This window comes from Methylobacter sp., assembly GCF_004322395.1.
In the GTDB taxonomy this organism is placed as follows: Bacteria; Pseudomonadota; Gammaproteobacteria; order Methylococcales; family Methylomonadaceae; genus Methylobacter_A.
The window spans coordinates 1-12,028 of record NZ_SCTW01000097.1 but is presented as its reverse complement, the minus strand read 5'-3'; the positions used below and the strand labels follow the sequence as shown (position 1 = coordinate 12,028).

Below are 12,028 nucleotides of genomic sequence, written 5' to 3'. Positions count from 1 at the left end.
CGGCAACCGGGCCGCCTTTCTTTTGGATACTTTTCTTTGGCGGAGCAAAGAAAAGTATCTCGCCCTCGGGGGCGAGACCCCGATTCAATAAACCGTCGCATTAGCGACTCCTTCGGCTAACTGCGTAACATTAGTAAATAAGATTTATCGCATTAATTGGAGAATACTAATGAACCCACTAGAGCTCTGGCAGCATTACCAAGATTGGCTTTACTTTCATAAGGACTTGGGATTTTATCTCGATATCAGCCGAATGCGCTTTAGCGAGAGTTTGGTGGAATCCTTGCAGCCAAAATTTGCGAAAGCGTTTAAAGACATGGAGGCATTGGAGCAAGGCGCAATTGCCAATCCGGATGAACATCGAATGGTCGGGCATTACTGGTTGCGTAACCCTGACATTGCGCCGCCGGAATTGAAAAATCAGATCACAGAGAACCTTGATCGTATTGAGGGTTTTGTCAAGAAGGTCCATGACGGCACAATTTATCCGCCGGAAGCTCCGAAGTTCACCGATATACTTTCTATTGGCATTGGCGGGTCAGCACTCGGCCCGGAGTTTGTAGCCGAAGCGCTGTCAGCCGATAAGCCGCCGCTCGCTATACACTTTATCGACAATACCGACCCCGCGGGGATCGATCGCATCCTCAATCGGCTGAACGACCGGCTTAACAGTACCTTGGTCATCGTCACCAGCAAATCGGGCGGTACACCCGAAACCCGCAATGCCATGTTGGAAGTGAAGCACGTATACGAGCAGCAAGGCTTGAATTTTCCTGCTCATGCGGTGGCCATTACGATGTTCGGCAGTAAAATGGATCAGCAGGAGCGAATGGAAGGCTGGCTTGAAGAGTTTCCTATGTTCGATTGGGTAGGAGGGCGGACTTCGGAGATGTCCTCTGTAGGGCTGCTGTCGGCTTCGCTGCTGGGAATTGATGTCCGCGCATTGTTAGCGGGTGCAAAGGAAATGGATATTGCCACCCGCGTGCCTGAGCTCAAGCGCAACCCGGCCGCTTTGCTGGCCCTAGCCTGGTATGCTGCGGGTAACGGCAAAGGGGAGAAAGACATGGTGGTCTTGCCCTATAAAGACGCTCTGTTGCTGTTTTCCCGCTATCTGCAACAGTTAGTGATGGAGTCTCTGGGTAAACAAAAAGACCTGGACGGCAACACGGTCCATCAAGGCCTTGCGGTTTATGGAAATAAAGGGTCCACGGACCAGCACGCCTTTGTTCAGCAACTGCGGGAAGGCGTGGCGAATTTTTTTGCGACTTTCATAGAAGTGCTGGAGGACCGGGCTGGCCCCTCCATTGAAGTAGAAACCGATGCCACCAGCGGCGATTTTCTTTCCGGATTTTTACAAGGCACGCGACACGCCCTTTTCGAGAATTTCAGGGAATCGATTACCGTAACGATTACTCGGGTAGATGCTCGTTCGGTCGGCGCCTTGATTGCCCTTTATGAGCGCGCTGTAGGATTTTATGCTTCCCTGATTAACATCAATGCTTATCATCAGCCCGGTGTAGAAGCCGGTAAAAAAGCCGCCGAGGCATTGTTGGAGCTGCAACGGAATATTCTCTCCGTTTTGAAAAACACCGATCAGCCCATGAAATTGGCGACCTTGGCGGAAAAGGTGAATGCCAATGATCGGATCGAGGACGTTTACAAAATTGTGCGCCACTTGGCGGCTAATCGCCGTGGAGTCGATTTGCGGGGCGATCTCGCTAAGCCGGGGGAACTGACTATCAGCTTTAATAGATCGGCAAGCGGTTGAAAAACCGAATTTCGATTTTTCTTAATTTACTGATGTTACGCATTTAGCCGAATGAATGATGTATAAGGAGTCGCTCACGCGACGATTATTTGAATCGGGGTCTCGCCCCCGAAGGCGAGTCACTTTCTTTTGCGTCGCCAAAAGAAAAGGCGACCCGGTTGCCGCTTTGTTCCTGTGCTCCTCGCTTTTGTCGAGGGTCAGCAGAAGGGGCTCCTGCCCCTCTGCTGACGTGCGGCATCCCTGCCGCACCCCTCACGGGCTGTTCTCGGCAAAAGCTCCGGTGCTCGATGCGGCAAACGGGATTGAATTCGTGCCATTGGCAAGTTTTCATCGCCATTTGGTTCATGGGTTTAAGGATATTTTCGTAAGCTATGGGGCTCAGTACGACAAACGTCAGAAATACAGCCCGTGCGTAACATCAGTTATTTATTGGATGCCGCCGTTAAGTCGCTGAGTTTTCTTTTCAACCAAGGAGTAATAACGCAATGTCACTTAAAATCTATTTACTTCGTCACGGGGAAACGACCTACAGCCAGCGCGGCGCTTATTGTGGCGCTCTCGATGCCGAACTCACCCCGGAAGGCATGAAAATGGCGCAGTGTTTTGCCGAAGCCTATCGCTCGATACCCTGGACCGATGTCTATGTCAGCCCGATGAAAAGAGCGATAGCGACAGCACAGCCTTTATGCGACGCCTTGGGCATGACCATGCAGATCAGGGATGGGCTCCGTGAAATCAGTTATGGGATGTGGGAAGATCAAGAGTTGGATTTCGTCAAACAAAACTATGATAAGGACTATCTAAGCTGGCAGACCGATCCGGCCTGGAACCCTCCGACCGGCGGCGAAACGGCGATTCAGATTGCCGCCCGCGCGCTTCCTATCATTACGGAAATCGAGTCCAAGTACAAGACCGGCAATGTGCTGGTGGTATCGCATAAGGCGACCATACGCATCATTCTTTGCAGCCTGTTGGGAATAGACGTTGGCCGTTACCGGGATCGGATCAACGCACCCGCTGCTTCGGTTTCTATTATCAAGTTTGTGACTTATGGGCCGATGCTGGAGGTTTTGGGCGACCGAAGCTATATGCCCGAGCATTTGCGCAACCGCGCCGGCACTTGACGGATGTTTTTAGCCCCACTTTTTAGGAAATCGCTTTAATAAAGCGATTGTGTCCAGGCCAAAATTTTTATGGAGTGAATTGTAATGACTCTTTCCTATAAATTGAGCAACGGCTCGTATTTTCCGCCAGGGGCGACGGTCAGCAACGCCGGCGTCAATTTTTCAATTTTCAGTCGTCATGCGAGCGGAGCCGAGCTGTTGCTTTATGAAGCGGCCGGAAGTCCGGAGCCGTTTCAGGTCATCAGCCTAAGCCCCAAAACGAACCGATCGTTTTTTTTCTGGCATGTGTTCGTCGAAGCGCTTCCGGCCGGAACCCATTATACCTGGCGCATGTTTGGACCGAACGATATGGCTTCGACCGGGCGTCGCTTCAATGCCAAAAAGGAATTAATCGATCCCTGGGCCATGGCGGTCAGCGATGTTTTTTGGAATCGGCGGCGTGCTTCGGATCCGGATGACGAAAGCCGGTCATCTTATCGTGCAGTTGTCGCAAAATCGGATTATATCTGGGCAGGCGAACGTCCCTGGAAACTCGGCCTGGAAGGAGCGGTCATCTATGAACTTCACGTCGGAGGATTTACGCGCCATCCTTCGGCAGGCGTTGGGCATCCCGGCACGTTTGCCGGATTGATCGATAAGATTCCTTACTTACAGGAACTTGGCATAACCCATGTCGAACTACTGCCGGTCATGGCTTTTGACGAACAATTCGTGCCGGATAACGTGTCTGCAAGGGGATTAAAGAATTATTGGGGGTACAACACGCATAGCTTTTTCAGTTCGCATCCCGGCTATTGCATAAACCCCGAGCTCGGATCGAATGCGCATGAATTTAAGGATATGGTGAAAGCCCTGCATAATGCCGGCATCGGCGTTATATTAGATGTGGTTTTCAATCATACCGCGGAAGGCGGTCACAATGGTCCGATGATAAACTTCAAAGGTTTTATTAACGAAATTTTTTATCATCTCGATCCGCATAACCGGATTTATTATCGTGATTACACCGGCTGCGGTAACACTGTGAATTGTAATCATCCTTTGGTGACTCAGTTCATTGTGTATTGCCTGGAGTATTGGGTTGAAAAGATGCATGTCGATGGTTTTCGCTTCGATCTTGCCAGCGTCTTTACGCGCGGCGAAGACGGCACGCCTCAAGCCAATCCGTCACTGCCTTGGCGCATCGAGTTTTCTACTGCGCTTAACGAGGTGCCAATGATTGCGGAAGCATGGGATGCTTCCGGCCTTTATCAAGTGGGATCATTTCCGGGCATGCGCTGGGCAGAATGGAACGGCCGCTACCGGGATGTAATCCGGCGCTTTGTCCGCGGCGATCCGGGGCTGATCGGCCAAGTGGCGTCATGCATTGCCGGCAGCAGCGACCTTTATGCGGACGAGGACCGGTTGCCGCTGCATAGCATCAATTTCATTAGTTGTCATGACGGCTTCACTCTTTACGATTTGGTCAGCTACAACGGTAAACACAACGAAGCCAATGGTGAAAATAATCGCGACGGCAGCGATAACAATTTATCCTGGAATTGCGGCGCTGAAGGCGAGACCGATAATGCGGAAGTTTTAGCCCTGAGGCGGCGGCAATCCAAGAACCTGATCAGCATCCTGTTATTAAGCCAAGGGGTTCCGATGCTTCTTTCCGGCGATGAGGTGTTGCACACGCAAAAAGGCAACAATAATGGCTGGTGCCAGGATAACGAGCTGTCGTGGTTCGACTGGAGCCTGATTGAAAAAAACCGCGATATGCTGCGTTTTGTAAAGGAACTGATTGCGTTAAGGCGCAGGCACCCGAATCTGAACCGGCGCGAATTTTTGAGCGGAGAACAGGTTTCTGGCCGCGGCCTTCCCGATATCGCCTGGCATGGCTATAGACTTGATGAGCCGTTATGGTTCGATTTTAGCGCCCAATATTTGGCTTACACGTTGGCCGGACTGAGCGATGGCGAGGAAGACCTGCATGTCATTTTAAATATGTCCGAGCGGACCGTGGAGGCATCCTTGCCCGAGATTCCCGGACGACAATGGCACTTGGCGCTGGATACCTCGCGTATTGGCCCGGATGACATCATGCCGCGCAATCAGCAGAAGGCTCTCGAAGGTACGTCTTATCAAATATCCGGGCGCATGGTCGCCGTGTTCGAGGCGCGAAGGTGATTAAATGCGGCACTCCTAAAGTACTGGTTATCAATTGCGGCAGTTCCTCGATCAAGTACGGACTGTTTGCCATGGAGCCAGGACACCTGCTTGCCAGCGGGCTGTTGGAGCGTATCGGTGAGAGCGTAAGCCTGATCCACCACCGCACAGAAAATGCGCAAGGCGAACTGGTCGAGCACCAGCAGGAAATCGAAGTCCCCGACCATCGCGCGGCTTTCGCCCATATTGCCGAGGTTTTACGTAACGCCTCCGGGGTTGAAGCAGGGCAGGAGCCGGATGCGATTGGCCATCGCGTGGTCCATGGCGGAGAGGCCTTTTCGACATCGGTAGCGATCAATCAGACGGTCATCGATACGATTCGAAATTTGATACCGTTGGCGCCTCTACATAATCCGGCCAATCTGACCGGTATCGAAATCTGCCGAGAAGCTTTTCCGTCTGTGCCGCAAGTGGCGGTGTTCGATACTGCTTTTCATCAGACCATGCCGCCCCGCGCTTTTCGCTATGCGGTCCCGGAAACCTGGTATAGCCGCCATGGCATACGCCGGTACGGGTTTCACGGCAGTTCCCATCGTTATGTCGCAAGCCGGGCGGCCGGCTATATGCAGCGCCCGGTCGAAGAACTTAAATTAATTACTCTGCATCTCGGCAATGGCGCCAGCGCCGCTGCGATACAACACGGACGCAGTATCGATACGTCGATGGGCTTCACCCCGTTGGAAGGCTTGGTCATGGGAACCCGGTGCGGAGATTTAGACGCAGCAATACCGTTACATCTGGAAAACGTTCTGGGCCAGAGTGCCGACGAGCTCGAGGAAGCCCTGAACCGAGATTCGGGATTGAAAGGTCTATGCGGCAGCAATGACTTGCGAGAAGTGTTGTCAGGTGAGCAAACCGGCGATGAAAGAGCGCGGCTGGCATTGGATATTTATTGTTACCGTATCCGAAAATATATCGGCGCCTATTTTGTCGCACTGGACGGGCTGGACGCATTGGTTTTCACCGGAGGTGTTGGCGAGAATGCGCCTTTGATCCGGAGCCGGGTCTGTACAGGCCTTGAAAAACTCGGCATCGCCATCGATCCTGAAGCCAATGACAGGATACTTGACGAAGTCAGCGAGATAGGGAGTGGCGGCCACGCCGTTCGCGTTCTGGCGGTGCGCACGAACGAAGAGTTGCAGATTGCCAGGGAAACGCTTGCGGTTTTGACTGAGTAGCTATCATGCAGTTAGCCACAGATTTGCACAGATAAAGCTGAGTTGAGCAGCTTGCCTGCTCAAACGAAACTTATGCCCTTTGGGTATAAACACTGATAAATCATTATGTTAAAAGTGCTGAGTGCTTCTCTCAAAGGTGTTACCAAGAATTGAGGTAACTTTTGTTCATCCGGGTAAATCCGTGTCCATCCGTGGCTCAACTGCTTTTTCTAGGATCATAGGTCACTTGAAGTTGAATTGTTAAATTAGACATTGCTTGGAGATCAATATGAACAGTAATAATCCTCCTTCTACAAAAAATTATTCATTATTAGGCAGAGTCGAAGGCGCTGAAAAAGCCTTTTTGTCCGGCCGACGCAATCGCGAGCAGGACCTGGAAAGCGCCGTGACCTTTTTTCTGGAGTTCTTACGCGGTTTCGAAAGCTTTAACCTCGACAGAAAGTGCATTACGGTGTTCGGTTCGGCCAGATTTAAAGAAGATCATGCCTATTATTGCCTGGCCCGCGACTTGGGAAGAGAATTGGCAAAAGCAGGCTATGCGGTAATGACCGGCGGAGGTCCCGGCATCATGGAAGCCGCAAACCGCGGCGCTAAAGAGGCGGGAGGCGTCAGCCTGGGTTGCAATATCAAACTGCCCTTCGAACAAAAGCCCAATCCTTACCTGGATCAATTTATAGAATTCGAACACTTTTTCATTCGCAAGGTCATGCTGGTCAAGTATTCCAGCGCCTTTGTGGTCATGCCCGGCGGTTTCGGCACTCTGGATGAAGCCTTTGAGGTCATTACCCTGGTCCAGACCGGCAAACTGGAAGAGTTTCCCATCATCGGCATGGGCGGAAAGTTTTGGGAGCAACTTCGAGAGTTCGGCAATAAAACCATGGTACAAGAAGGCGTCATCGGCGAGGGTGACCTGGATTTAATCCATCGCTCCAATAATGTCGATGAAACTGTGCGTATCATCAAGAGCGTCATAAACCCGGAACTCAAGCCCCATTAAATTCAAACACCAACGTTTTCGCGTTATGCGGATCAAGCACTGGAGAAAGAGTATGAATCGAAAGACTTATTTTCAGGTTGTTACCTTAGCCTTTGTTTTTGCCGCAGCCGGGTCGCTGATCTGGTCGGCCCCCGCTAACTCCGAAACGGCAGGTATGGAACGGCGGGATAACCGTCGGGGTGATAGACATGAAGCACGGGGAATAAGACAGAAAGGTCGAGATGTTGCAAGGGAGACAAAGAGCCAATGCCGTGATGCTGAAGGGAGTGGGTCAGAATGCAGGAAAGCAAAGCGGAATGTCAAACAAAGAGGCCGCAAATCCGCACGGGACGTCAAAATAAACGATTGATCAAGCTATTATCGGACACTGAAGGTCTGTATGCGCCAAGTAATAGAGTCCAGAGTTAGTAAAGCGACATTTGCTCCTTCTCCCTCAGGGAGAAGGTTGGGATGAGGGGATATAAATAAGCATTTTCCTTATCTTAGATTCCCCTCACCCAACTCTCTCCCGCTGGACGACTGCAAGGATGCAGGAGGTAGAGCAATGCAGGAGCAATTGCCGAGAGGGCTTTACGTCGCTTTATCAACTTCGGGTTCTATAAACTGGTTTTTTGAGTTTGCCTAACGTGTGCAAGATAACGTGATAAGGCGCATTATATAGGGCGTCAATAGCGTATTGCGCCGTATTGCAAGATTATCATTCAGCGCGTTACGCGATAAAGCCGCTATTGCCCTTAGGTCCCTAATTATTATATGCGTGGCGGCGAGCGGTGTCCCATTTTACTGAAAGGTTCTAGAAAGCTTCGGGCAATACAATATTCTCCGGTAGCCGGTCATTCTCCTCCTCATGTACTTCCTTGGAGTGCGGTTGTCTTGCCTCTCTCGACGGGCGGGATTGCCATGCTCCAGAATCGAATGGTTGCCGACCCTTATCCGGCATCTCTTAGGAAAGCCAATCGCTTCCAAACAGATGCTGGATATTTTTCTATTTTCGGATGATTTTGGAAAGAGGGCATGGGGAAAAGGGATCAGGTTATGAGGTATCTCCACATATTACCCATTCTCCAATTTGTCAAAATAGCCGATTAACAGTGCCTGTGCCAGATCCAAATAGTCAGCCGGTATTTCAACCAAAACATAGCGACAAGCGATTTTGCTGATAAAAATAACTGAAAAGGGCGAATAATTTGAACGGCAATTAACCTTATATGCCGTTCAGCTCGATAGGATGCTGCCGACGTAAGGAAACCACACCTTATCGCGTTACATCGTGAGCTTCAATAACAACCAGCGCTTGCATTCCACATTAGGTTATCGGTCTCCCAATGAATATGAACGGGAAATGGCCGTCGGACAATCTATATTTGTGTCTGAAAAAACTTGACCACTACACAGTTTCATCCCTGTCGGGCTTTTTACAAGCACTTATCTTGCCTCTTAATTTAGTATGGGTTTGATAACGAACAGACCTTGCCAGCTCATTCGGTTAAATTTTATCCGAAATTGCAGTATTAGAGATGCACGCTTCAAAAGTCGGATTGAATATCTTATTTTCAGTTCGGCCCTCTTTCCGACTAAGAAGAAAATCCTTGTCCAATTAATCGATAAATTTCCGGCTTTTTCGCGAAACTCAAGATACGTTCAAAGTATCGATGAAAGCATCTTTGCAAGGCCAACCCAAACCTGAAAAACAAACATGAGGTAAAGAATATGAACTTAAAACCTATATCGCAACAAGCAATAGTTATTACAGGCGCCACTTCGGGCATTGGCTTAACGACAGCGCGGATGGCGGCAAAAGAAGGGGCCAAAGTGGTTCTGGTCGCACGCAATGAGCAAGCATTGCAACAATTGGCGAATGAAATAAATGCTAACGGTGGACATGCTATTTACGCCGTAGCCGATGTTGCCGATTTAAATGCACTTCGGGCAGCGTCGGAAATGACTATTGCCGAATTCGGCGGTTTTGACACATGGGTTAACAATGCAGGCGGTTCGATTTACGGACGAGTAATGGACGTGCCCGTCGAAGATTTACGGCGCTTGTTTGATACCGATTTTTGGGGGGTGGTTTACGGTTCAAGAATTGCCGTGGAGCATTTGCGCAATAAGGGTGGGGCACTAATCAATCTAGGCAGCGAAGTATCGGATGCGCCAATACCATTGCAAGGCATCTATGCCGCTTCGAAACATGCGGTCAAAGGTTTTACAGAGAGTTTACGAATGGAGCTTGAAAGTGATGCTGTGCCGGTATCCATAACGCTGATCAAACCGACCGCTACGCATACCCCGTTTCCTGAAAATGCAAAAAATTACCTGCCCTATGAGCCAAAGCTTCCTTCGCCGGTTTATGCGCCGGAGCTTGTTGCAGAAGCCATTTTGCATTGCGCCGAGCATCCGAAACGAGAGTTTTTTATTGGTGAAATGGCCAAGATAAACTCCTCAATGGCTATTAATATGCCGCGTCTCTATGAAAAGATGAACGAAACGACGATCGACACAAAGCAGAATTCAGGTAAAAAGGCAGAGGCAAATCGGCCTGATGGTTTGTATCAAACCAATTCCAAACTGCATGAGCGCGGTTCAGAAGAGCGATTTGTGCTGGAAAATAGCATATATCAACAGGCAAAAATCCATCCTGTCGCTGCTGGGGCACTGATTGTAGGAGGCGGGGCTGCTTTACTGGCTGCATTAAGCGCCAGGAAACACAAGCCATCTTTGGATGTTGCTAAAAAAATGGTAGCGGCGGCTGTTAAATAAGCCTGTTGTTTAGAATTCGCGAAACTATGAATGCATGAGCTTCGACTTTTGGGTTTCAAAATTGAGATTGGGAACCAGCGTAAATGTTGCGCGTTAGACCTTCCAGGTTTTTAAAACCTGGAAGGTTTGCACATCGATATTTCTAATCTAACATAGGAAGAAAATGCGGGCGCAGGTTTAATCACCGCCCAGTAAGTTGCCTAAACCGCCCAGGATTGAACCTTCATCCTGTTGCCGCCCACCGCCTTGCGGTGCGGCGGAAAGCATTCGGCCGGCCAAACGCGAAAACGGCAGGCTTTGCAGCCAGACAGTGCCTGGGCCTGTTAATTGGGCAAAAAACACACCTTCGCCTCCAAACAACATGGTTTTAACGCCGCCCGCCTTCTGAATATCAAAATTAACGCTGCCGGTCATTGCCGCCAAACATCCGGTATCGACATGTAAAGTCTCTCCGGCCGCAAGCTCCACTTTTTGTAAACAGCCGCCGGCATGGATAAATACCCAGCCTTCGCCTTCCAGCTTTTCCATGATGAAACCTTCGCCGCCAAACAGCCCGGTTAAAATGCGGCGTTGAAATTGAATGCCAATTTGCACGCCCTTGGCTGCCGCCAGAAAACTGTCTTTTTGACAAATCAGTTTGCCGTTATAGTTTTTTAAATTTAAAGCGAGGATGGTTCCGGGGTAGGGCGCGGCAAATGCCACTTTGCCTTTACCTTGGGTGGATTGTGTAAACGCGGTGATAAACATACTTTCGTTTGTCAGCAAGCGTTTTCCGGCTCCGAGCAGTAATCCCATAACGCCGGATTGTTGCTGGGAGCCGTCACCGAAAATAGTTTCCATGTTTACTCCCGCGCTTTTGTACATCATCGCGCCTGCTTCCGCGACTGCGCTTTCTTGCGGATCCAGTTCGATTTCCACAAACTGCATTTCATGTCCGTAGATTTTATAATCAATGCCCTCGGTGACAGCTTGCCCACCAAAACCGTTGGAAGCTTTATTGGCAGGATTAGCAGGCGATGTTGTTTCGTTCATGGTGTTAGCCCTTGATGGTTTAAGGTGAAAATAGTCGGAAAGTATAGGCGCTGTTGCAAAAAATTAAACGAACAAGAATAAGGGTCCCTTTTTACTTTTTACTTGTGTAAGGTGTTAATAATCGACATAAAGTTTTGCCGCTGACACAGCTTTTTGGAAAGAAATTCTATTTTAGCGCCACTTGGACTTATACAAGCCCAAAAAAGACTAAATAGGATATTGTCTTATATAGATATTCTTGTGGATACCTCAGAGTCATACTCGATTGATTTATCAATTTAACCTGATCCTATTAGTTAAATTGTGCCTTCCCTGGCTTCCATTCCTCCGAATACGCTTCGCTATTCGGAGCTACGCGGGCTTTAGGTTACATTTTATAAACAATTATGCCCCGGAGGGGTCTTCTCCGCGTGTTAGCGGCTTCGTCCAACAAGGCTTTAGAATACCAAAGCAGCTGATTTTTTAGTACGTTTAGGTATTTATACAAATTGTGTATTTAGTTTGAAGTGTTATGATTTTTTAGCGGTTGAAATGGAATGGCGCATTTAAACTATAGATGACCCTCAGCATCCCATTGCGGACATTCGGTTTACATTCTATGTAATCCGCAAACTATTTTTATGCACATTGAAGTGTTAACGCTGCTCTTCGCGCTGATCGATAAGGAGACACGACCCTACCTTCGCCCAATAGACTGTCTCCACGCTTCTGACTTAATCGCAGTTGTAGTTTCCTAATCGATTGAACAAAGGAGGAACACCATGAACATTCTGATGGTACTGACGTCTCATGACGCGCTTGGGAATACAGGGAGGAAGACGGGGTTTTGGTTGGAAGAATTCTGCGCCCCTTACTACACGTTCATTGATGCGGGTGCTAGCGTTACGGTCGCTTCCCCCAAAGGCGGCGAACCGCCGCTCGACCCCAAGAGCGACAAACCCGAGGGGCAGACCGACCTTAC

Annotated in this window: 7 protein-coding genes and 2 pseudogenes; 8 read left to right on the top strand and 1 reads right to left on the bottom strand. The window is 49.5% G+C overall.

The genetic code is table 11. The features are described 5' to 3' along the window. The first annotated feature begins 169 nt into the window (after nucleotides 1-169). The 7 genes and pseudogenes from EPO18_RS13150 to EPO18_RS13120 all read left to right on the top strand — a co-directional run bounded on the left by EPO18_RS13150 (nucleotide 170) and on the right by EPO18_RS13120 (nucleotide 10,035). Complete coding sequence (locus EPO18_RS13150) at nucleotides 170-1,768, top strand: glucose-6-phosphate isomerase (protein WP_292433893.1); 1,599 nt, start codon at nucleotides 170-172, stop codon at nucleotides 1,766-1,768. Nucleotides 1,769-2,253: 485 nt separating this feature from the next. After that, nucleotides 2,254-2,892 (top strand): histidine phosphatase family protein, encoded by a 639-nt coding sequence (locus EPO18_RS13145; protein ID WP_292433891.1) that lies wholly within the window; start codon nucleotides 2,254-2,256, stop codon nucleotides 2,890-2,892. Nucleotides 2,893-2,976: 84 nt separating this feature from the next. Then, nucleotides 2,977-5,061 (top strand): glycogen debranching protein GlgX, encoded by a 2,085-nt coding sequence (gene glgX, locus EPO18_RS13140; protein ID WP_292433889.1) that lies wholly within the window; start codon nucleotides 2,977-2,979, stop codon nucleotides 5,059-5,061. Further along, on the top strand, nucleotides 5,058-6,278 hold the full coding sequence (locus EPO18_RS13135; protein WP_292433886.1) for an acetate/propionate family kinase: 1,221 nt from the start codon (nucleotides 5,058-5,060) through the stop codon (nucleotides 6,276-6,278). The genes glgX and EPO18_RS13135 overlap by 4 nt, the downstream gene beginning before the upstream one ends. Nucleotides 6,279-6,546: 268 nt before the next feature. Continuing rightward, a complete protein-coding gene (locus tag EPO18_RS13130) occupies nucleotides 6,547-7,275 on the top strand; it encodes an LOG family protein (protein WP_292433885.1) in 729 nt (242 codons plus the stop codon). A 1,255-nt stretch (nucleotides 7,276-8,530) separates the two neighbouring features. After that, nucleotides 8,531-8,659 (top strand): annotated as a pseudogene (locus EPO18_RS13125) (IS3 family transposase); the annotation flags it as partial. A 326-nt stretch (nucleotides 8,660-8,985) separates the two neighbouring features. Then, a complete protein-coding gene (locus tag EPO18_RS13120) occupies nucleotides 8,986-10,035 on the top strand; it encodes an SDR family oxidoreductase (protein ID WP_292433883.1) in 1,050 nt (349 codons plus the stop codon). Nucleotides 10,036-10,212: 177 nt separating this feature from the next. Here the strand turns inward: EPO18_RS13120 and EPO18_RS13115 are convergent, their stop codons facing one another. Continuing rightward, on the bottom strand, nucleotides 10,213-11,067 hold the full coding sequence (locus EPO18_RS13115; protein WP_292433881.1) for a TIGR00266 family protein: 855 nt from the start codon (nucleotides 11,065-11,067) through the stop codon (nucleotides 10,213-10,215). 761 nt (nucleotides 11,068-11,828) lie between these two features. Between EPO18_RS13115 and EPO18_RS13110 the strand changes: the two are divergent. Beyond that, nucleotides 11,829-12,028, top strand: a pseudogene (locus tag EPO18_RS13110) (type 1 glutamine amidotransferase domain-containing protein); the annotation flags it as partial.